This is a genomic window from Methanogenium sp. S4BF, assembly GCF_029633965.1.
Lineage (GTDB): Archaea > Halobacteriota > Methanomicrobia > Methanomicrobiales > Methanomicrobiaceae > Methanogenium.
The window spans coordinates 967,239-987,553 of sequence record NZ_CP091277.1 but is presented as its reverse complement, the minus strand read 5'-3'; the positions used below and the strand labels follow the sequence as shown (position 1 = coordinate 987,553).

Below are 20,315 nucleotides of genomic sequence, written 5' to 3'. Positions count from 1 at the left end.
TTTTGAGATATATGCGGGCATATTATTCCCTTGTTGACGATCTGTTTTCATTTGAAACATTTCAGGCGCTGGTTGAGGAGGTTTGTGAGGATTCCGGGAACGTCTTTGATGAACGGACATCAGGCATGATTGTACTGCGCCGTGCCGGAAGAAAGCACCAGAAAATTGCCCGCCTGGCGGAAAACTCCACCCATGTTCATTTCTTTTCGAAAGTCCTCCAAAAAGGGGAGATCCGTACGTTTACCCGTGATGACGGGTCTCCCGGTGCGGTAACGAAGATTGAGGTAGGAGATGACAGTGGGGAAGTCTCCCTTGTTTTTTGGGATGAACGCGTTTCTGTAGTAGAGGAGATCGGCACCGGTGATGTGATAGAGGTTGTCGGCAAGGTCGAATCACTACATGAAGTGCGGGTCATTGATCTGCAGAAAACGGTCTGTGATATTCCAACCCGAAATGACTCTGAAGGCTTTGCCGGGAATCCTCATGATGGGGATACGATTGATGCGACGATTGTAGCAATCGGGGATGTCAGTACATTTACCCGCCGTGATGGAAATGAGGGAAAACGGGTTGATGTCGCAATTGCGGATGAAACCGGAGTTGGTGTTCTTGTTGTATGGAATCCTGATATGCTCGAGGGATTTGTGCCCGGTGACGGGATTCATGCTTCAGGATTGCGCAGGAACCTGCGCAGTGCAGGAAGAGAGTATTCAGCCGGATCCCATGCGGCAATAGGGAAGGCGAATGTCAGCTATCCACCGCTCTATACGTTGGTGTCCGCCCTTCAGCCGGACACTACGGTATCTGTTTCCGGAACGATTTTTTGCATTCAGAGCGCACGGGAGTTTACAACCCGGAAAGGGACCCAGTCCTGGGTATGCAATGCGGAATTCAGGGATGAAAGTGGGACGATGCATCTGGTCCTCTGGGGGGACAATGCCAGAGATCCACCTGCGGAGGGTGACACCATTTCACTCTTTAATGCGTCCTGCAGAACGGACCGGAGAGGGAATCCGGAAATTCATGCCAGCTGGGGGTGTCTTCTGATCAGTGATTCTCTGCCCAAAAGCGAGACTGTGTCCATATCAGGGATGATTATCGAAACGGTGAGAGGAAGGTGCATTGATGATGGACAGCAGTGCCTTCTCATTGATACCGATCTGCCTTTCGGAACGGAATACTGCGTGGAAGGGATAAAAACGGGGGACCGACTTTCAATAGGCTCGTATTCAGAGTATATTCGTTCCGCAGATTTGTTGAAAGAACGTATCCGGTCAATCAATGAATAATTTTTACTTTCACTCCCCGCACGGACGACCTTCTTAACGTGTCAGAAAAATTGTTTATCTGTATAGATACAATTGAGAGGTACAGAGAATATGGCAGAACTTGAAATTGAAGATCTCCCTGGAGTCGGACCAACAACCGCTGATAAACTCAGGGACGGCGGATATACGACGATTGAAGGCATTGCAACAGCATCGTATGCTGACCTTGCCGAAGCAGCAGAGATCGGTGAGGCCACAGCAAAGAAGATGATCCGTGAAGCACGGAAGATGGCTGACATTGGTGGATTCAAGACCGGAACTGCTGTGCTTGAGGAGCGAAAAGAAGTCCGGAAACTGAAAAGTCTGGTTCCGGATTTTGATGAGTTGCTGGGGGGCGGCCTTGAAACAAAATCGATAACAGAATTTTACGGTGAGTTTGGATCCGGAAAGAGTCAGATCTCACATCAGATGGCCGTGAATGCACAGCTTCCGGAAGAATATGGTGGCCTGAATGCATCCTGCATTTACATTGATACGGAAAATACATTCCGCCCTGAACGAATTGAACAGATGGTGAACGGGCTGGACCTTGATATTGAAGTGCCTCCCATAGAGCAGTTTCTGGAACGGATTCACGTGGCAAAAGGATACACCTCTGATCACCAGATGCTTCTGGTTGACAGTGCACGTGAACTGGCGGGAGAGCTGCGCGAGACTGAACATCCGGTCCGGCTGTTTATAGTTGACTCGCTGACGGCTCATTTCCGTGCAGAATACTCCGGCCGGGGAACACTGTCTGTCCGGCAGCAGAAACTAAACAAGCACATGTACGATCTTGCCAAACTGGCAGAAGAACATAATGCGGTTGTTCTCGTTACGAACCAGGTGCAGTCGAACCCGGCTGTCTTCTTCGGAGACCCGACGAAACCGGTTGGTGGAAATATTGTTGGGCATGCATCAAAGTTCAGAATTTATCTTCGGAAAAGTAAGGGCGGCAAACGCGTTGCAAAATTAGTCGACAGCCCAAGTCTCCCTGATGGTGAAGCAGCATTCCTTGTGGATGAAACCGGAATGAAACCGCTCTGATAAAAATGAAAATAATATGAATACATCTTTTTCCTGTGATATCACAGCAGTTATTACCGATCTTGATGGCACACTGACTGATAAACGCAGGCGTATCAGCACTGATGCGATTGAGTGCATCAGGACACTGACAGATTCGGGCATTCCTGTTATTCTTGCAAGCGGCAACACGCTCTGTTCAATGACAATTCTCGCCAAGATGATTGGAACCGATGGAACAGTCATCTGTGAAAACGGCGGTACATACCGGATTGGATTCGATGGTGAGGAGCACATTATCGGCGATCTGTCAGCATGCAGGAGAGCATTCTCATTCCTCCAGCAGCATTATGAAGAACAGGGAGAGGTGCTGCAGTTGTACAGTCCCGAATATCGCCTTGCAGACGTTGCATTTGCACGTACTGTTGATCCGGCTGATGTCCGGATGCTGCTCTCGGATTTTCCCGTGCGTGTACTGGATACGGGGTTTGCCATCCATCTGCAGACTGAAGGGGTGACGAAAGGTACGGCGTTTTTAAAGATTTGTGAGGTGATTGGCAGATCCCCTCAGGAATTCCTGGCAGTCGGCGATTCTCAGAATGATATAGAAATGATTCAGGCAGCTGGGTGTGGTGCGGTTGTGCGCAACTGCAGTGAAGATATCTGCAATGCCGCAGACTATGTGTCCGGAAAAATGTATGGTGAAGGGTTTGTTGATGCGGTAAAAAATGTGTTCCCTTTACTTTTTTGACATGAACCGGTCAACAACGATATAATCCCTGATATCTTTTACCGCTTCAAATGGAATGAAGAGCTTATCATCCTCAGTTTTGTAATTTGACGTGTCAAATCCGGACTCTGGTTTAACAACAAGATCCGTAACTTCCCCCGATTTATAATCTGCCATTATATTGCGTATCGTTCCGATAACAACACCATCTGTACTCATCACTTTTTTTTTGGAGAGTGTCCGGGAAAATGTCAGTTTCATATACAAAAAGAGAGGGTATTCAAGTATATAAATTATTGCAAATTCCTTTAATTGTCCTTCTTTTTAACTTTTAACCTATATTGGAGGTTGATTAATATATTTTTAGAGGGAGGGGAATACACGAATGATGTCGGACTGTGTGAGAATCCCGATGGGTTTTCCATCCTGAACTACGACGAGCCTTCCGATATTCTCCTGTTTAAACCGTCCGATGACTTCATACAGGTTGATGCTTGGTGGAGCTGTCACAACATTGCGTGTCATCACATCAGTAATGCAGTTTGAGAGGGATTTGCCATTTGCAATACCATCTGCAATATCGGTAAGGGTTACGATGCCCCGTATCTCTCCGTTTTCTGTCACGGGTGCACCATGTATTTTTGCCTCGGAAAAAATTCGGAACGCGTCTGCAAATGTTGCGCAGACCTCGATGCAGATAACCGGAGATGACATATAATACTCGATTTGCTTTTTCGGGAGAGAGATCATTTCGGTGATCGTGATGAGAAGTGACTGTGATACTTCGTCTTTTCCGTAGATCTCTCCGCGCACAAGAAGTTTATTCACCGGTGATGGTCCGATGGTAATCGCATCCCCGATATCGAAGAGACGAACACTTCCAATTAGTTTAACAACGGCCTGGCAGATATCCGGGTGACACAGGGTGGTAAAATCGATTTCAGATACATTGACACTTGGCACCAGTTCTTCATCTTTTCGTATCGGGACAAGGGATTCATTTGCATAATCGGCAATATTGAGCTCCCGGTATGCCCGTGATGTAGGTGTATAGCCGCCTTTCGGTCCTGGCACTCCGTCAACAAGACCCAGTGCCCGGAGGGCCTGCATCTGATTTCGGACGGTCCCCGGGTTTCGTTTAAGGACTTCAGCAATTCCCTCGCCTTTTATTGCTGAAGAACTCTCATGATACAGCGTTATCAATGTGATCAGAATATCCTTCTGGATGGGTGACAGTTCCATATTAATTAATTGCTTCGTAATTGCTAATAATAGTGGGTTGTACAACAGATGGAATATGAGAAAATACCGACAATACTAACTGCAGATGAAATGCTTGACCGGGCTTTCCGTAAGCCTGCTCTGGTCAAACGTGAGAAACGTAACAAGAAACGTGCTGATGAAGAATTCATCCGTTCCGTATCCAAATCACTCAGCGATAAACTTATTGACACCGTTAAACGCTTTCCGACAATTGAGAACCTTCCGGTATTTTATCAGGAAATGACCGATCTCCTCTTTGGGATCGACAGAATGCGGCGATCACTCGGTGCATTATCATGGGCCGCCGGTCAGGTAATGACCATTGGAAATGAATACGCATGGCAGATTCGTAAATCGGAACAGTCTTCTGATATTCGCAAACAGGGAACCGCACGAATTGCTTCTGTTATTCACCAGATCGATGATGAACTCCATTTCCTCAATGAAGCACGCAACACTCTCCGAAAGCTTCCCGATGTCAGGGATGACTTCACCATTGTTGTCGCAGGATTCCCGAATGTGGGGAAATCTTCGTTTATCCGGCATGTATCATCAGCTGAACCTGAAGTAGCAGAATACGCGTTTACGACAAAACAGATTGTTGTGGGACATTGTGAAATCGGAAGAGAACGGATTCAGATTGTTGACACCCCTGGCATTCTTGACCGGCCGGCTCATGAACGGAATTATATTGAGCATCAGGCCCTCTCTGCAATCACGAATATCGCAGATGTTATCCTTTTCATCATCGATGCGAGTGAAGTGTGTGGATATCCGATTGATGAACAGCTGAACCTTCTTGAAGAGATCCGGCGGATGATTGATATTGTGCCGATTGAGGTAGTGGTAAACAAATCCGACCTGAAATCCCTTGATGGCTATCAAAACATGTCAACAGCATCCGGAGAAGGAATAGAGGAGGTTGTTGATCTGCTCCTTACATACCGGGAATCCAGCCCCAGCTCCCCGTTAATGCACATAGAAGAATAAACCCGGCGATCGCTCCCCCGTTTAACAGAGGGAGGCCTGCCTGGGGTTTTCCCCCTGATACAAACCATAACAGGGCTGCCAGACCAATGATGGTTCCGGCCATGGCACCGATGGTTGGCAGGGTTATGCCAAATATGGCCGGTGCGCCGGCCAGGAAAGCAAAGGAAGAAACGACCAGTATATTTGGCATGATGAGATCTCCCATTCCCATAATATACGCTCCTCTCTCCTCTTTTTTATCTTTTATTCCGATTCCTTCTTTGATGTATGAATAACTCCGTGATTTTGGGACCACAACCAGAATCGGCGTTTTCATCTCTATGACACTTTCAGCCAGATCAACCATATGCTTTGTTCGGTAAACCGAGATCGCATCGTAGACCGCAAGCAGTACCAGAAGAATCAGAACCGGCATGATGGTAAGGGATATACCAAATATTGCTGCAGCGCCTCCTGATATCAAAACACCAAGAATATCAATGACATACCATTCCGGGTAGGCATACAGGAGGGCCCCTGATATAACAGTGGCAATGATGGTAAGCGACCATGCGGCAAGGGTGTTTTCCAAGAGAAAGAGAAAGAGTGCACTGTAGATGTATCCAAAGATAAAGAGAATCGAAAAGCCGATAATCGCCTTAATTGCAAAATCCTTGCCGCGCTTTATGAGCCAGAGGAGGACACCCGTGAATATGAGGAGGATGACAATAAAGTAGAGGGGATTTGTCGCGGATCCGGGATCTTCGAATGCCTCATAACCCGCGCCAAGCATCAGTGGTGTGAGGGAAAGGGAAATAAGCTGTACAGCAACCATCAGAACTCCCATCCCGATGAACGGAGCAATTTGTCTCGTATTCATTGATGGGTGAATATTTACCCTGATTGGTTAAAAAGAGTATTTGCGAAATCAAAAATACCTGATCTCCAGTATTGTGTGTACCAAATCGATATAGGTAATTTAATTAGTGCCGTGCAGATATCAAATATCATGGATATTCAGGAATCTATTGTCGATATCATACTGGCGATTGTTCTTATCATATCGACACTGGTTCTGATCCTGCGGGTATGGCAGGATCTGATACTTGCTGTTGCAGCAACGCTGATGATGGCATCGCTGGGGGGACTGTTTCTTTCTCTTGGGGCAAAGATCAGAAATCTTGATCAGAATGTCATTGCCAGAGAGCGGACGATGCGCATGAATCTTGATGAACTGAATCTGATGGTATGCAACAAATGCGATACTATGATCTCAGAAGTCCATCAGATTGTCGGGGAACTCTCCCGCAGAGTTTACCGTTAGAAAAACACATACTATTTTGGTTTTTATGGGCGTTGCACTACGGGAAGTTCTGGCAGATTACAAAGTGCCGGTGGGGTGGGATTCTCTCTCCGGTACTGCAGCGATAGATGGGAATAATGCGCTATATCAGTTTTTGACCATTATCAGACAGCCGGACGGAACTCCGCTGATGAACAGTGAAGGGAAGGTTACATCGCATCTCTCTGGCCTTTTTTTCCGGACTGCGCGTTTCCTTGAATACGGGCTGAAACCGGTGTATATTTTTGATGGAAAACCACCTGATCTGAAATCGTCAACCATCGCAAAAAGACGGGAATTGCGTGATAGAGCGGGAACTGCATGGGTGCAGGCCAAAGAGGAGGGGGATATTGCCGAGTCCTATAAACAGGCACGCGCTGCTTCCCGTATCGATGAATGGGTGATATCCAGTTCTAAGGAGCTTCTGAGTGTGATGGGCATTCCATTTGTGGATGCTCCCAGTGAGGGTGAGGCACAGGCTGCCTATATGGTGCAGAAGGGTGATCTGGATTTTTCTGTCTCACAGGATTATGATTCACTTTTATTCGGTGTGCCGGTTCTGGTGAGAAATCTGGCTGTCAGTGGCAAACGGAAGTTTCGGGGACGAACGGTTGTTGTTGAGCCGGAAAAACTGTACTTATCAAAGATTCTTGAGGGCCTGAAGATATCACGGGAGAACCTGATTGAAATGAGCATCCTTATCGGGACCGATTTCAATGAAGGAATTAAAGGGATTGGCCCAAAAACAGCACTGAAAATTGTACAGAACGATGCATTCCGGAAAACTCTGGAGGAAAAAGCACCGGACTTTGATCCGCGGCCGGTGATGGAATTTTTCCGTTCCCCGCCGGTGACGGATGCCTATACTATTTCATGGGAAAAACCCGATGAATCCGCCGTCCGTGACCTGCTCTGTTCACGGTATGAATTTTCAGAAGAGCGGGTCGATGCAGTCCTCACAAAGATGCGCACAACGGCTGGTCAGAAGAGACTTGACCAGTGGTTCTGACTTTTTTTCTGCATTTTCCGAAGGTTGAATATGTTGCATGCAGATATGTATATTCATGCAGCGGCGTGTGGTAACATTTTCACGCAATGCGTTTCTTCCCCTGACTACAGTCTGTTGTAATTCATGCGGATACTGCTGTTTCAAAAAGCCACCTCAGACGGGATGCGTTATGTCTCCTGATGCTGTCCGTGATATTTTGCAGCACAGCGCCCGTATGGGGTGCACGGAAGCATTGTTTACCTTTGGGGAACGTCCGGGTGAAGTCCCTGGATTTGCTCCGTATCTGTCAGAGATTGGTTACACTGATTTTCTTGAATACTGTTACGATATGTGTACAGAAGCGCTTGCCATGGGCATGCTCCCGCATACGAATGCAGGGATTCTCACTGAAGAAGAGATGATACGCCTGCGTGAGGTGAATGCGAGTATGGGCCTCATGCTTGAGACAACAGCTGACATTCCTGCCCACCGGGGTTCCCCGGGGAAAGCCCCGGAGGTTCGTATTGGTATGATGGAAGATGCCGGAAAGCTAAAAATTCCATTCACTACCGGGATATTAATCGGGATTGGTGAGAGCGCAGAAGATCGTATTGAATCACTGGAAGTAATACGGGATCTCCATAACCGATATGGCCATATTCAGGAGGTCATTATTCAGAATTTCTGTCCGAAAGAGGGTACTCCGATGGAATCTGCTTCGTATCCGGGAGTTGAAGAGATGTGCGGTATCATCCGTTCTGCGCGGGAGATCCTGCCGGACGATGTGATGGTCCAGATCCCTCCAAACCTTGCTGATGCCTCGTATCTTATTTCCTGTGGAGTTGATGATCTGGGTGGTGTTTCACCTGTCACCATTGATTATGTCAACCCGGAACATCCGTGGCCGCAGATTGATGAACTGAAAGAGATTGTCGGAGATAACATTCTGAAAGAACGTCTTTGCATCTATCAGCGGTTTGTTGACAGGGGATGGTATGATGACCGTCTGAATGAAATAATTCAAAGGCTTAGTAACATAATTGAGATACGGAATACAACAGAATTTGGAGATAATGAATTACATGGATGATGACCAGCTTGTCTATGAGGGAAAGGCAAAATCAGTTTTCCGGACGCCCGTTGCGGGAGAACTGAAAGTAGTATTCCGGGATGATATTACTGCATTCAATGGAGAGAAAAAGGATACACTCGCAGGAAAAGGAGAATATAATGCGCGTGTTTCTGCATTTTTCTTTGAATATCTTGAAAAGAACGGGATTCCAACACATTTCATCCGGATGCAGGACGAAAGAACCATGATTGTCCGGGAACTCACCATGATTCCCCTGGAAGTCATTGCACGGAATGTGGCCGCCGGTTCAATCGTTAAAAAATTCCCGTTTACAGAAGGGCAGCGCATTGAACCGCCTGTCATTGTCACAGACTATAAATCTGATGAACACGGGGACCCCTCGATAAATGACGACCTCATTCTCGCTCTTGGCTTCCTTTCGGCTGACGGTCTGCGGGAAGTCCGTGAGATGACACTGAGGATAAATGCACTCCTGAAAGAATTCTTTGCGAAAGCGGGGATTGAACTTGTGGATTTCAAGATTGAATTCGGCAGGTCCGGTGACACCATCTATCTGGGTGATGAGATAAGCATGGACTCGATGCGGTTATGGGATCTCGCAACCGGAGAATCACTGGATAAGGACGTATACCGGTTTGGAAAGGGCGATGTGCTTTCGGCATATGGCAAAGTTGTTGAAAAAATACTGCAGGAAAACTAAAGGTTGGAAATAGCATGACAATTACCGTAAAAATTACAATTTCACTGAAGGAAGGAATGCTGGACCCTGAGGCACGGGCGATTCAGCATGCACTGTCAAATTTGGGGTTTAAAACCGCTTCACTCTCGACAGCACGGGTATTTAATGTAGGGATTGATACAGACTCATCTGAAGAGGCTGTAAGTATGGCCGCTGAGATGTGTGATCGCCTCCTTGCAAATCCTGTCATCCACTCATATGAAATTGAGGCAGTTGAATGAGGTTCGCTGTTCTGCAGTTTGGCGGCAGTAACTGTGATCAGGATGCACACCATGTAATCGAAGATGTCTGCGGTGTTGACTGTGATCTGGTGTGGTACAAAGAAGGGTTTTCCCGTTCCTATGATGCAATCGTGATTCCCGGGGGTTTTTCATATGGCGATTACCTCCGTGCCGGCGCGATTGCAACACGAACGCCGGTGATGCAGGACGTCCGACAGCATGCAGCGGCCGGAGGTCTTGTGCTCGGTATCTGTAACGGAGCTCAAATAGGTGCGGAAAGCGGTCTGGTACCCGGGGTATTCACCACAAATGAGTATCCTAAGTTCATCTGCGAGTGGGTACATCTGAAAGTTGAAAATACCACCTCACCTTTTACCTCACGGTATACGAACGGTGAAGTTATCCGCATTCCTATTGCGCATAAGGAAGGGCGATACGTTGCACGTGAGGGAGTTGCACAACAGCTTCTGGATGAAGGCAGGGTGGCGTTCCGGTTCTGTGATGCGTCAGGCGCCTGCACTCCGGAGAGCAATCCAAACGGTTCAGCGTTAAATATCACCGGCGTGCTGAGTGAAGATCAGAATGTCCTTCTGATGATGCCTCATCCTGAACGGGCGGCTGAGTCTGTGCTTGGCTCAGAAGACGGTAAAAAGCTGTTTGATTCAATGATTGATTACTGTGAAAGGAGATAGTGAGATGACGGGGAACACTGATGCAGAGACTGAGGATCAGCTTCAGGAAGCGATTCTTGCATGGGCACGGAAGTATGCTGCTTCCCGCGACTGGATTGTAAATCCAAATGAAAAACAGCTTGGAGCTGTCGTTAAGGGGCTTGCGCGGAATACCATCAGGTTTGATGAGCAGTACTGCCCCTGCCGCATGAGAACCGGGGATCTTGAAAAGGATCGGGAAATCATCTGCCCCTGCATATACCATGAAGATGAAGTCAGAAATGATGGATACTGCCACTGCCGTCTGTTCTTTGGCAATGAGGAATAATTTTTTTAGGTTTATCCATGTCTGAATTCCGGCACATCGATGCATTAATTCCATTCAGACCGGTTAATCCGAAGACCCGTCTTTCCGGAGTGATGGACCAGGAAGAACGGGAAGCATTTGCCCGTGCCATGCTTGGGGATGTACTGTCTGTCCTTCAGGAGGCAGGCTGTTCCCCCCGTATCCTTTGTACGGTTCCGTTTGACTACCGTGATGTACGGACGCATATCGATAACCGGGATCTCAATGAGGCACTGAATGCATATCTTTCCCGGCAGGAGACACCGGTGCTGATAATTATGTCTGATCTCCCTCTTATAACACCGGATGCAATCAGGCGCCTTGTCGGATGCACTGCTGATATTGGTATTGTCCCCGGGCGAGGCGGCGGGACAAATGCTTTGTTCATCAGAAAGCCGCATGCATACCATGTTGATTATTATGGTGCATCATTCTGTGATCATGTCCGTATTGCAGAAGATGCCGGATTGAGTTACGAGGTCATCGACTCTTTTTTTATGTCAACAGATATCGATGAAAAAGAGGATCTGGTTGAGATCTTAATCCATGGAAATGGGCGGTCCCGCCGGTTTCTCAGAGAGATTGGAATTACACTATCACTTGAACAGGGCAGAGTTGGCATTCAGCGCAGCTCCCATGAATAAGCATTCTTCAGCAGCTATTTCCGGTATTCCGGATACTTCACATACTTTTAATGAGAGCCCCTGAATAACTGCGGCAGGGACGGCTTCATCTGCTTCACCCATCACCAGTTCAGCAGCGGAAGCGAGATTGTCTGCGACCGCCTTTTTGGTAACCATCAGTTTGCGTCCGAAGAGATCCTGCTTGCCGACCTCATCTTCCACTGCCAGGGTGCCTGCGCATCCTATTGCAACACCACTGCACCCCAGACGCATAGCATGCGTTCGTGAGTCTGCGATGATGACGATTATTCTGCATCCGGTTTTCTCAAGGATTCTGGCACGGATTGTCTCTGCACTTTTATTGGGGTTGCGCGGCAGGCAGACCACTGTTCCCGGGGGAGCATTTGATCCGTCAATACCTGCATTCGGGAGAAGTGTCCCGTTCTTCATGCAAAGAAGGAATCCGGGAATGCCGCCGATGATTGTATCACTTTCCTGAATGACTGCTTCTGCAAGATGAGGGTCCATCTGATAGGTTTCAGCGTATCTGACAGCCTCCGGCGAGGGTGTATTTTCTGAAAGGGTGACCAGCGCCCCTTCAGCAGTTGCGACAGCATTTTCTGCAATTACCATGACATCGCCGTCCTCCAGTGTCAGACCTGTCGTAAGGAGTGAATTCAGAAGGATCTCAGAGATATCGTCGCCTGGCACAACAATGCCTGTTTTCAGACCGGTTACGGTAAATTGTATGTCCATTGGATCAGATCCGTTGATTGAGTTTCTGGTGCACACGGATAATGTCTGCGGTCTCGCGGATGTCATGTGCGCGGATTAATGAGGCGCCTTTATCCATAAGGGTGCAGGTCACTGCCAGTGTCCCTGCAAGTCTGTCTTCAGGGCTTCTTCCGGTAAGGTCGCCAATGAATGACTTTCGTGAGACTGCCGCAAGAAGGGGCCGTTGTAATTCGTGAAAATCAGAAAAATGACGGCAGAGTTCCCAGTCGTCTTCGAAGGTACGCTCAGGAATCCATTTTCCTATTGCCGGATCAAGAATAAGCTCTTCAATCCCGTTTTTTTCTGCGCGCCCGATAACCGCAGAAAGGGCTGCCAGTGTGGCGTTCACGCCTTTGACATCACCGGGGACAATTTCTGAAGCCATGCTTATTACCGCCAGTCCGGAATCCCCTGCAATCCGGGCATATTCCGGATTTGCAAGTCCGTGGATATCGTTAATTGCAGCAATGTCATACCGGAGTGCTGCATTCAGGACTTCCGGGTGCATGGTGTCGAGTGAGACGGGAATTCCCGTTCCTTCAATCTGCGTTAGCACTTCTGTTACCCGTTCCCGTTCTGTGTGAACCGGGATCTGGGGTGAATTCGGTGCTGTGCTGCGTGCACCGATGTCAATGATATCTGCACCGTCCTCTGAAAATTTTTGAACGGTGTGTAATACTGACCCGGGTGGTACAAAAGATTTGGAAAAGAATGATTCCGGACTGGCATTAATGACCGCCATCAGCCGCACGGGGGCATCTTTTCCGACAGTGATATTTCCGATTCTGCAGGTCAGCATAAATGATTTTTCGCTGCTTTAAACGTATTTTCCATCAGGGTTGCGATTGTCATCGGACCAACGCCCCCGGGAACCGGTGTGATGGCAGATGCAATAGTACTGACGGTGTCAAAGTCAACATCGCCGCAGAGCTTGCCATTTTCGTCCTGGTTGATGCCAACGTCTATCACAACTGCTCCGGGAGACACCATATCCTTGGTGATGAAGCGGGCTCTGCCAATAGCACTGACAATGAGGTCAGCCCTTCGAACTTCCTCTGCAAGGTTTTTTGTTTTGGAGTGACAGATGGTCACGGTTGCATCGGCGTTCAGCAGAAGGGCGGCCATTGGCCGTCCTACATCAACACTTCTGCCAATGACGACTGCGTTCAGTCCTTTTGGCTCGATGCTGTATTCTTCAAGCAGAGTCATTATGCCGCCAGGTGTGCATGGCACAAAAGCAGGACGCCCTGAGAAGAGCGCTCCGATGTTTTCAGGGTGAAATCCATCAACATCTTTTTGCGGAGACACCGATTCAATGACCGCTTCCGTATCGATGTGGCCGGGGAGAGGAAGCTGGACGAGGATACCGTCCACGGATGCATCAACGTTTAGTGATTTGACATGTGCAATCACTTCATCCGTCGTTACATCTTCCTTTAGAACAACGCCAATTGAGCGTATGCCTACTTCATCGCATGCCTTGTGTTTCATCCTGACGTACATCTGTGAAGCAGGATCTTCACCGACGATTACCGTTGCAAGTCCGGGTGAGAGTCCGGAGTCTTTGATCTCACCTTTCAGATTCGCGAGACGCTCCTGTGAAACTTTTTTTCCATCAATCAGCATACTGCATCAGGGTAGAGAGGGTAGCCGGAAGCAAGTGCCTCCACTTCAGCCTTGACATCAGCCTTCAGCTGAACATTGTCCTTGTCTTTCAGAACACGGCCGATGAAGATGGCAATCTGCTTCATTTCGTCTTCCTTCATGCCGCGTGATGTTACAGCCGGTGTGCCTATCCGGAGACCACTGGTGACAAACGGACTGCGTGTTTCACGCGGAATGGTATTTTTATTGACGGTGATTCCTGCTTCTCCGAGTGCATTTTCGGCTTCGAGGCCGGTGATGCCGAGGTTTGTCAGATCAAGAAGAATCAGGTGGTTGTCGGTTCCGCCTGAAACAAGGTCGAATCCTTCTTCGAGCATTGTTTCTGCCATCGCACGTGAATTTTTCACAATCTGCTTTGCGTAGTCTTTAAACTCGGGTTTCAGTGCCTCCCCGAAACAGACTGCCTTTCCGGCAATCACATGCATCAGGGGGCCGCCCTGCATTCCTGGGAAGACAGACCGGTCTATGTCCTTTGCGTATTCCTCATTGCACATGATTGCGCCACCACGCGGACCACGAAGGGTTTTATGGGTGGTGGTGGTTGTGAAATCCGTTACCCCAACGGAGGTCGGATGTTCTCCTCCTGCAATCAGACCTGCAATGTGGGCAACATCTGCCATGCAGTAGGCACCCACTTCTTCAGCAATCTCCTTGAATGCCTTGAAGTCGATGGTGCGTGGATATGCGCTTGCGCCACAGACAATCATCTTCGGTTTCTGTTTACGAGCCTGTTCAGCAATGGCAGCATAATCAAGGGTTTCGGTTTCTGAGTCGACGCCATAATGTGAGACAGAATACCACTTGCCGGTGATATTTACCGGTGACCCGTGAGAAAGGTGGCCGCCCTGTGCGAGGTCCTGACTCATCATCAGATCGTTGTGCTGCATGTATGCGAAGTAGACCGCCTGATTGGCCTGGCTTCCTGAAACAGCCTGTACATTTGCATGTTCAGCGCCATACAGTTCGCAGAGACGGTCGCGCGCAAGGTTTTCAACCATGTCATGATATTTACAACCGCCATAATACCGCTTGCCGGGATATCCTTCGGCGTACTTGTTGGTCATAATAGAACCGACAGCTTCGAGAACCGCTCTTGATACTACATTTTCTGAAGCAATCAGCTCAAGACCATTGATCTGACGCGATCGCTCCATTTCAATAATATCATAGACCTCTGGATCAGATTCAGCCAGATAAGACATATGCAAAAATGTTGACCTGAAAAGAGTATATATGTTGTTACGATTGGCGCCTCTCACCAGAAATTTATCCTGATTTATGCGTTTTCCCGGAAACCTTTCATACATAACGGAACATAAGGGTTATTAGATTATCTGTGAAATGATTCACTTGGGAGAGGTTATGGCACAGAATCAGAGGGAGATTAATCGGCTCAGGCATATTATTGAAGAGAAGGACAGGGAGATTGAGATGCTCAGAGAAAATGAGGATGATTCTGGCAGGATGGATCCCGGAATCACAGAAGAGTTTTCCCAAAGGGTTCAGGAACTTGAGGGACTGGTTAAGGGACTGACAGAAGGTTCCGGCAGGATGGATACCCGAATCGCGCAGGGGTTTTCCCAAAGGGTTAATGAACTGGAAGGGATGGTTAAGGGGCTGACTGAAGAACTGCTTGATCTCAAGGCAGAGGTACGAAAACTTGGAAAGGTCCTTGAGGGCAAAGAGGAATTGAAGCCGAAACCTGAGGTCCGGCGGGCGCGTCCTGCCCCTGAAAAGATGGTGAAGAGGCCCGAAGAGTCATCCCAGCCTGCAATTCGGCCTGTGGAGCCGGAATTAGGGACTGCAACCATTATGCAGCCTGATGGTACCCTTGCACAGGAGCCACGAAGAAATGATGATCTCATCGTTGCCGGAAACCGTCCTGCAAATGTATATCAGTCTAAGGTCAACCGTGAATATCGTGGCAGAGAAGAAAAGAAGCCTCTCATCTATGCAGATGAAGATGACACTGTCGAAATAAAGAAGAAATAGTTGGGAGTCTGCTCTTTGTATATCACTGAACTTGAGATTGATAATTTCAAGTCTTTTGGGAAAAAGACCAGAATCCCCTTTTTTGAGGGTTTTACTGTCATATCAGGACCAAATGGTTCTGGGAAAAGTAATATAATCGATAGTATCCTGTTCTGTCTTGCACTCTCGAGTGCACGGGGGCTCCGCGCTGAGAAGCTGACGGATCTGCTCAATGTAAATACCGGAAAAAATACTGCTGAAGTCTCAATTACGTTTTCGGATAATACAAAAATTCGCAGGAAAATAAAAAAGACTGCGCATGGATATTACAGTTATAATTATCTCAATGACAGACTCTGCAAACAGGGGGAAATTGTTGATTTTCTGGCAAAATATGGGATAAAAGCGGAGGGTTATAATGTTGTTATGCAGGGGGATGTCACACGGATTACTGAGATGACCGACAATGAGCGGCGGAAAATTATCGATGAGATTGCCGGTGTTTCAGAGTTTGACAAGAAAAAAGAGCAGGCACTTGGTGAACTTGAGGTTGTCCGTGAAAGAATTGAGCGTGAAGAACTTGTTCTGACGGAACTGATTCGCCGCCTTGGTGAACTTGAAAGTGAACGGGAACAGGCAATAAAATACCGGGAATGGCAGACGAAACTGGATGAACTGAGGGAATGCCGGTCTGCCGCTCTTCTGAATGAACGTACGCGTGAATTAGTTTCTCTGAATGAGATTATTGCCAGCCATGAGGCTGATTTGGGGAAAGCGGGAGAGAAAAAAGGTCTTGCAATCGAAGATGGCACTGTTATTAAACAGAAAATTAATGCAGTATCTGAAGATATCAACCGAAAGACCGGCAGTGAATATTTAGAGATTCTTGAAAAGATTGAGGCGGCAAAAGGAAATATCCGTTCATTGAATGAATTCATTGAACGGAACAATGCTGAGAAAAAAGGAAACCTGGAATCGCTTCAATCGATTTATACGAATTCAAAACGGGCTGAAACAAGTATTAAAGAACGTTCTGATGAAATTCGCGCTCTCTCAATAGATAGATCTAATCTCAATATGGATCTGTCCCGGTTCAGAGAGGAACTCAGGAAAATTGAAGAGTCCCTCTCTGCTGAGAGTGATGAGGTGTCTGGTGCCCGGGACCAGTTGTTTGCGTTCCAGAATACGATTGCTGAATTAAAGGAGGGACGTTCAGATCTGATCGGGGAGCGGGACCGGATGATTGAGCGGAGCCGTTTCCGGACGTCTGAAAATGAACGTCTGAACAGGAGAGTCGAACAGATTAAAAGTGAACAGTATGACAAGGAGCAGCAGTGTTCTCAATATGAATCTCTGATTAAAAATCTCGAATCTCAGAAATCAGCAGTGCAGGAACGTATTGCACGGACGGAATCACTTCTCATGAAAAATCGTTCCGCACTGGATAAAGTCCGGCGGGATATCCAGTCAAAAGAACGGGACATGATGCGTATGGAGGCGCAGCAGCAGGCAGCCGGAGGTGCGGGCGGTCGTGCCCTTGAAGCTATTCTTGGAATGGATGGGGTGTATGGTACTGTTGCACAACTGGGAAAGGCTCCTCCGGAGTACGCCACAGCTCTTGATATCGCTGCAGGCGGGCGTCTCAATCATGTTGTTGTGGAGACGGATGCCGTTGCGTCTTCTGCCATTGCGTATCTCAAGGAAAACCGGTTGGGCAGGATGACATTTTTGCCCCTGAATAAGCTGAAACACCATTCACTGCCGCCATTAAGAGGGGCTTCTCCCGCTGTTATCGATTATGCTGAGAATCTTCTTGATTTTGACCCTCTGTTTGAACCGGTATTCCGGCAGGTATTCTCAGGTACGGTGGTTGTCGACCGTCTTGAAAATGCACGAAGGATGATTGGCACATACCGGATGGTTACCCTTGGGGGTGAACTTCTGGAAAAAGGGGGTGCCATGACCGGCGGGTCAATAAAACAGCGGTCCGGAGGCTTTGGCGTTGCCGTTGGTGATGAACTCCGGAAACTTGAAGCAGAGCTTATGGGTCTGCGTTCTGAATATCATGATCTTGAATCAGCTGTTGGCAGATATTCTGATGAAGCTGAGTCTGCACGTCGTGAGCGGAGCACAGCAGACGATGAACTTGCCCGCTATCGCATGCTCTATGATGAGTACAGAAACAGAATTGCGGCACTTGCTGATGAACTGAATGGGATTATCAAATCTCAGCAGGACTCTTCGGATACATCAACAAATGGTGGCCGGGTTCTGGCCGATGTCGAGGGCGAAATTGAGGAGATGAATGCCCGCATCTCTCAGGTTTCAGGTGACATTGAGGAGCTGAAAGCCCGACTGAACACAACGAATATTCCTGCTCTGTCAGAAAGCCGTGAACGTCTCTCGCGTGAATGCTCGGATCTTGAGCGCCGCCTCAAAAATAAGGAGGCGGATATCCATGATAAGCAGCTCGAGCGTCAACATTTCAAAAATCGTCTGGAGGAGTTTACCGGACAGCGTGAGACGATAGAGAAGCGGAACAAATGCATCGATGATGAAATTGCCAATGCAAATCTCAGCATAGAAGGCAAGACAGTCGAGATCACTTCACTTGAACAGCGAAAACAGTCGTTTTCGGATGAAATAAGTGAACTTCAAAAAGAGCATGACGCCCTGACCGAATCTCTTCATGATGTGGAGCGGCGGATTCTGGGAATCGATGCCGGGATCGAAAAAATAAGGCTGCAGATTTCATCTTTGAGTGAACGCAAACTCACGGTTCTTGAGGAAATTGAGAGTCTGAAAGAGGAGGTGGGTGATCGGCAGACAGAAATGACCCTCCTGGAGATTGAAAAGGGCATTGATTCTGCGGAAAGGGCACTGAAAAGAATTGGTGCTGTCAATATGCTTGCAATTGAAGAGTATGATCGGGTTGACAAACGTGTCCATGAACGAACAGAAAAAAAAGAGGTGCTTTCGAATGAACGCACTCTGTTGATTGAGCGCATTGAGCATTATGGAAAGATGAAGTATGATGCGTTTATGGAGGCGTACACGGCAATCGATCTGAACTTCAGGAGAATTTTTGCAGATTTGACCCGTGGCTCCGGTCAGCTTGTCCTTGATAATGAGGAGGATCCGTTTTCCGGCGGTATGACATTTGCTGTCCAGCCGCAGGGCAAAAAAGTTCATCTGCTGAATTCCCTCTCCGGGGGGGAGAAGTCACTTACCACGCTTTCGTTCATATTTTCCATTCAGCAGTATATGCCTGCGCCATTTTATGCGCTGGATGAAATTGACATGATGCTGGATGGTTCTAATGTGGAGCGAGTTTCAACGATGATTCAGGAATTATCGACCGGTGTGCAATCGATATGTGTATCTCTCCGAAAACCAACAATTGAACGGGCTGATCAAATTATCGGGGTGACTGCCCGTCCGGATAAATCAACGTATGTTACCGGTGTAAAAAGCAATGCATGAAGAGCCGGTTGAAATACTTGTTTCGATGGCGGAGTCCGGAGAAATTGATCCCTGGAATATTGATATCGTCGAAGTAACGGATCGGTTTCTGGGTGAACTAGAGCGGATGAAGACGCTGGACCTCAGGATATCCGGGCGGACCTTATTTTTTGCATCATTTCTTCTGAGAATGAAATCAGAGTATCTCGAAGAATCCGAGGAGGATGAATCTGATTTTATTGAAGATCCTTTGGATTTGCCAGATGACTTTGGGTATGCTCTGGATTTTTCATTCGATGATGGTTCTGAGCCCATTGAAAAGCTTGAACGTGAAATTAAAAGAAGGATTGGCAGAAAAGGAAAGCGGAAAAGTCCGGTTACCTTATATGAGCTCATAAAGGAACTGAAGACTGCTGAAAAGATGGAACGCAGGCGTTCGCGGAAAAAACGTGCGTTTCCGGATGTCATCTTTGATGCTGCCGACATTGTTTCTGTTGCGCATGAGGAGGATCTTCAGGATCTGGCGGTATCTGTCTATTCCTGTTTTGAGGATATGGAAAGCACGGGTGGGCCGATTACGCTTTCATCTTTGAGTTCCGCTATGGATGCGGATTACCGTGTGGTCTATCTTCCGTTATTGTTTCTGATGCTTGAAGGCAAATTGATCATATGGCAGGAAGAGTTTTTTGGGGATATCTACATTGAAAAGTGGCGCGCAGATGCATTTGCTGAATAATTATCCCTTTTTTTTGTGAATGGGGTGATATCTGCTCATATTGAAATTATTTTGGGCGTTTTGAATTGAAACGCGAGAAAGATTTTTTTTTGTTTTTGATTTCTGTGTGTGAGACAATGGAAATATTTCGGCATTGTATCTCATCAAAATATTGTTTTATTTTGGAATGGGTGGTTATTTGCCCTTTAATTGAATTGATCCGACTTTTGGGTTTCGTTTTTTGATTGTGTGAAATTTGAAAATTAAATAAATAGGTTTATCTCCGTGAAGGTGCCATGTTGTTAGGTCGATTGTTTGAGACATTCGAGGGCTGAACTGCCTTTGTTTGATCTGCTGACAATAAAAATATCCAAGGAATACAAATCTCTGGAGTCGTCCGGCAATCCGCC

22 protein-coding genes are annotated in these 20,315 nt (G+C 47.5%); 15 read left to right on the top strand and 7 right to left on the bottom strand.

Annotation, left to right across the window (positions count from 1 at the left end; translation table 11 throughout):
- The first annotated feature begins 2 nt into the window (after nucleotides 1–2).
- The 3 genes from L1S32_RS04850 (at nucleotide 3) to L1S32_RS04840 (ending at nucleotide 3,084) form a co-directional block, all read left to right on the top strand.
- A complete protein-coding gene (locus tag L1S32_RS04850; RefSeq protein ID WP_347403367.1) occupies nucleotides 3–1,289 on the top strand; it encodes a hypothetical protein in 1,287 nt (428 codons plus the stop codon).
- A 90-nt stretch (nucleotides 1,290–1,379) separates the two neighbouring features.
- Nucleotides 1,380–2,354 (top strand): DNA repair and recombination protein RadA, encoded by a 975-nt coding sequence (gene radA, locus L1S32_RS04845; protein ID WP_278156619.1) that lies wholly within the window; start codon nucleotides 1,380–1,382, stop codon nucleotides 2,352–2,354.
- A 16-nt stretch (nucleotides 2,355–2,370) separates the two neighbouring features.
- The gene (locus L1S32_RS04840) at nucleotides 2,371–3,084 is read left to right on the top strand and encodes a phosphoglycolate phosphatase (RefSeq protein WP_278156617.1); all 714 of its coding nucleotides are present in this window, start codon (nucleotides 2,371–2,373) and stop codon (nucleotides 3,082–3,084) included.
- Here the strand turns inward: L1S32_RS04840 and L1S32_RS04835 are convergent.
- Nucleotides 3,073–3,324, bottom strand: a complete 252-nt coding sequence (locus L1S32_RS04835; protein WP_278156615.1) for a PRC-barrel domain-containing protein — start codon at nucleotides 3,322–3,324, stop codon at nucleotides 3,073–3,075. The genes L1S32_RS04840 and L1S32_RS04835 overlap by 12 nt on opposite strands.
- A gap of 102 nt (nucleotides 3,325–3,426) precedes the next feature.
- Nucleotides 3,427–4,305: a CBS domain-containing protein gene (locus tag L1S32_RS04830; RefSeq protein WP_278156613.1), complete on the bottom strand. Its 879-nt coding sequence runs from the start codon at nucleotides 4,303–4,305 to the stop codon at nucleotides 3,427–3,429.
- 48 nt (nucleotides 4,306–4,353) lie between these two features.
- Here L1S32_RS04830 and L1S32_RS04825 point away from each other — a divergent pair, with 48 nt between their 5' ends.
- Nucleotides 4,354–5,316, top strand: coding sequence for a GTPase (locus L1S32_RS04825; RefSeq protein ID WP_278156611.1), 963 nt, complete (start codon nucleotides 4,354–4,356; stop codon nucleotides 5,314–5,316).
- Here L1S32_RS04825 and L1S32_RS04820 read toward each other — a convergent pair.
- Nucleotides 5,264–6,175, bottom strand: a complete 912-nt coding sequence (locus tag L1S32_RS04820) for a presenilin family intramembrane aspartyl protease PSH (protein WP_278156608.1) — start codon at nucleotides 6,173–6,175, stop codon at nucleotides 5,264–5,266. The two genes, L1S32_RS04825 and L1S32_RS04820, sit on opposite strands and share 53 nt — an antisense overlap.
- A gap of 129 nt (nucleotides 6,176–6,304) precedes the next feature.
- On the opposite strand from L1S32_RS04820, the gene L1S32_RS04815 reads away from it, so the two are divergent.
- From L1S32_RS04815 to cofC, 8 genes are read left to right on the top strand one after another with little or no spacing between them, the layout of a single operon-like run.
- Nucleotides 6,305–6,619, top strand: coding sequence for a hypothetical protein (locus tag L1S32_RS04815; RefSeq protein ID WP_278156606.1), 315 nt, complete (start codon nucleotides 6,305–6,307; stop codon nucleotides 6,617–6,619).
- A gap of 25 nt (nucleotides 6,620–6,644) precedes the next feature.
- The gene (fen, locus tag L1S32_RS04810) at nucleotides 6,645–7,646 is read left to right on the top strand and encodes a flap endonuclease-1 (protein WP_278156604.1); all 1,002 of its coding nucleotides are present in this window, start codon (nucleotides 6,645–6,647) and stop codon (nucleotides 7,644–7,646) included.
- Between the two features lie 55 nt (nucleotides 7,647–7,701).
- Complete coding sequence (gene cofG, locus L1S32_RS04805; protein WP_278157037.1) at nucleotides 7,702–8,715, top strand: 7,8-didemethyl-8-hydroxy-5-deazariboflavin synthase subunit CofG; 1,014 nt, start codon at nucleotides 7,702–7,704, stop codon at nucleotides 8,713–8,715.
- A complete protein-coding gene (purC, locus tag L1S32_RS04800) occupies nucleotides 8,708–9,418 on the top strand; it encodes a phosphoribosylaminoimidazolesuccinocarboxamide synthase (RefSeq protein WP_278157035.1) in 711 nt (236 codons plus the stop codon). Before cofG ends, purC begins: the two co-directional genes overlap by 8 nt.
- Before the next feature lie 14 nt (nucleotides 9,419–9,432).
- Nucleotides 9,433–9,678, top strand: coding sequence for a phosphoribosylformylglycinamidine synthase subunit PurS (gene purS, locus L1S32_RS04795; RefSeq protein ID WP_278156602.1), 246 nt, complete (start codon nucleotides 9,433–9,435; stop codon nucleotides 9,676–9,678).
- On the top strand, nucleotides 9,675–10,370 hold the full coding sequence (gene purQ / locus L1S32_RS04790) for a phosphoribosylformylglycinamidine synthase subunit PurQ (protein ID WP_278156601.1): 696 nt from the start codon (nucleotides 9,675–9,677) through the stop codon (nucleotides 10,368–10,370). Before purS ends, purQ begins: the two co-directional genes overlap by 4 nt.
- A 4-nt stretch (nucleotides 10,371–10,374) precedes the next feature.
- Entirely contained in the window at nucleotides 10,375–10,677 is a 303-nt protein-coding gene (locus tag L1S32_RS04785) for a ferredoxin-thioredoxin reductase catalytic domain-containing protein (protein ID WP_278156599.1), read from the top strand.
- Nucleotides 10,678–10,694: 17 nt separating this feature from the next.
- On the top strand, nucleotides 10,695–11,339 hold the full coding sequence (cofC, locus tag L1S32_RS04780; protein ID WP_278156597.1) for a 2-phospho-L-lactate guanylyltransferase: 645 nt from the start codon (nucleotides 10,695–10,697) through the stop codon (nucleotides 11,337–11,339).
- Here cofC and cofE read toward each other — a convergent pair.
- From cofE to glyA, 4 genes are read right to left on the bottom strand one after another with little or no spacing between them, the layout of a single operon-like run.
- Entirely contained in the window at nucleotides 11,292–12,074 is a 783-nt protein-coding gene (gene cofE / locus L1S32_RS04775) for a coenzyme F420-0:L-glutamate ligase (protein WP_278156595.1), read from the bottom strand. The two genes, cofC and cofE, sit on opposite strands and share 48 nt — an antisense overlap.
- Before the next feature lie 4 nt (nucleotides 12,075–12,078).
- Complete coding sequence (folP, locus tag L1S32_RS04770) at nucleotides 12,079–12,891, bottom strand: dihydropteroate synthase (RefSeq protein ID WP_278156593.1); 813 nt, start codon at nucleotides 12,889–12,891, stop codon at nucleotides 12,079–12,081.
- Complete coding sequence (folD, locus tag L1S32_RS04765) at nucleotides 12,885–13,718, bottom strand: bifunctional methylenetetrahydrofolate dehydrogenase/methenyltetrahydrofolate cyclohydrolase FolD (protein ID WP_278156590.1); 834 nt, start codon at nucleotides 13,716–13,718, stop codon at nucleotides 12,885–12,887. Before folD ends, folP begins: the two co-directional genes overlap by 7 nt.
- Nucleotides 13,712–14,959 (bottom strand): serine hydroxymethyltransferase, encoded by a 1,248-nt coding sequence (gene glyA / locus L1S32_RS04760; protein WP_278156588.1) that lies wholly within the window; start codon nucleotides 14,957–14,959, stop codon nucleotides 13,712–13,714. The genes folD and glyA overlap by 7 nt, the downstream gene beginning before the upstream one ends.
- Nucleotides 14,960–15,119: 160 nt before the next feature.
- Between glyA and L1S32_RS04755 the strand changes: the two genes are divergently transcribed.
- From L1S32_RS04755 to L1S32_RS04745, 3 genes are read left to right on the top strand one after another with little or no spacing between them, the layout of a single operon-like run.
- Complete coding sequence (locus tag L1S32_RS04755) at nucleotides 15,120–15,749, top strand: hypothetical protein (protein WP_278156586.1); 630 nt, start codon at nucleotides 15,120–15,122, stop codon at nucleotides 15,747–15,749.
- Nucleotides 15,750–19,211, top strand: coding sequence for a chromosome segregation protein SMC (gene smc, locus L1S32_RS04750; protein ID WP_347403366.1), 3,462 nt, complete (start codon nucleotides 15,750–15,752; stop codon nucleotides 19,209–19,211).
- On the top strand, nucleotides 19,204–19,926 hold the full coding sequence (locus L1S32_RS04745) for a ScpA family protein (RefSeq protein ID WP_278156581.1): 723 nt from the start codon (nucleotides 19,204–19,206) through the stop codon (nucleotides 19,924–19,926). The genes smc and L1S32_RS04745 overlap by 8 nt, the downstream gene beginning before the upstream one ends.
- Nucleotides 19,927–20,315 lie beyond the last annotated feature (389 nt).

What these genes read in the sequence shown, in the direction of transcription:
- purQ (WP_278156601.1), top strand. Translation starts at nt 9,675, where the DNA reads ATGAGGTTCGCTGTTCTGCAGTTTGGCGGCAGTAACTGTGATCAGGAT.
- L1S32_RS04835 (WP_278156615.1), bottom strand. Translation starts at nt 3,324, where the DNA reads ATGAAACTGACATTTTCCCGGACACTCTCCAAAAAAAAAGTGATGAGT.
- L1S32_RS04830 (WP_278156613.1), bottom strand. Translation starts at nt 4,305, where the DNA reads ATGGAACTGTCACCCATCCAGAAGGATATTCTGATCACATTGATAACG.
- cofG (WP_278157037.1), top strand. Translation starts at nt 7,702, where the DNA reads ATGCAGCGGCGTGTGGTAACATTTTCACGCAATGCGTTTCTTCCCCTG.
- cofE (WP_278156595.1), bottom strand. Translation starts at nt 12,074, where the DNA reads ATGGACATACAATTTACCGTAACCGGTCTGAAAACAGGCATTGTTGTG.
- L1S32_RS04745 (WP_278156581.1), top strand. Translation starts at nt 19,204, where the DNA reads ATGCATGAAGAGCCGGTTGAAATACTTGTTTCGATGGCGGAGTCCGGA.
- L1S32_RS04785 (WP_278156599.1), top strand. Translation starts at nt 10,375, where the DNA reads ATGACGGGGAACACTGATGCAGAGACTGAGGATCAGCTTCAGGAAGCG.
- purC (WP_278157035.1), top strand. Translation starts at nt 8,708, where the DNA reads ATGGATGATGACCAGCTTGTCTATGAGGGAAAGGCAAAATCAGTTTTC.
- L1S32_RS04840 (WP_278156617.1), top strand. Translation starts at nt 2,371, where the DNA reads ATGAATACATCTTTTTCCTGTGATATCACAGCAGTTATTACCGATCTT.
- folP (WP_278156593.1), bottom strand. Translation starts at nt 12,891, where the DNA reads ATGCTGACCTGCAGAATCGGAAATATCACTGTCGGAAAAGATGCCCCC.
- folD (WP_278156590.1), bottom strand. Translation starts at nt 13,718, where the DNA reads ATGCTGATTGATGGAAAAAAAGTTTCACAGGAGCGTCTCGCGAATCTG.
- L1S32_RS04825 (WP_278156611.1), top strand. Translation starts at nt 4,354, where the DNA reads ATGGAATATGAGAAAATACCGACAATACTAACTGCAGATGAAATGCTT.
- radA (WP_278156619.1), top strand. Translation starts at nt 1,380, where the DNA reads ATGGCAGAACTTGAAATTGAAGATCTCCCTGGAGTCGGACCAACAACC.
- L1S32_RS04755 (WP_278156586.1), top strand. Translation starts at nt 15,120, where the DNA reads ATGGCACAGAATCAGAGGGAGATTAATCGGCTCAGGCATATTATTGAA.
- purS (WP_278156602.1), top strand. Translation starts at nt 9,433, where the DNA reads ATGACAATTACCGTAAAAATTACAATTTCACTGAAGGAAGGAATGCTG.
- L1S32_RS04815 (WP_278156606.1), top strand. Translation starts at nt 6,305, where the DNA reads ATGGATATTCAGGAATCTATTGTCGATATCATACTGGCGATTGTTCTT.
- cofC (WP_278156597.1), top strand. Translation starts at nt 10,695, where the DNA reads ATGTCTGAATTCCGGCACATCGATGCATTAATTCCATTCAGACCGGTT.
- glyA (WP_278156588.1), bottom strand. Translation starts at nt 14,959, where the DNA reads ATGTCTTATCTGGCTGAATCTGATCCAGAGGTCTATGATATTATTGAA.
- L1S32_RS04820 (WP_278156608.1), bottom strand. Translation starts at nt 6,175, where the DNA reads ATGAATACGAGACAAATTGCTCCGTTCATCGGGATGGGAGTTCTGATG.
- fen (WP_278156604.1), top strand. Translation starts at nt 6,645, where the DNA reads ATGGGCGTTGCACTACGGGAAGTTCTGGCAGATTACAAAGTGCCGGTG.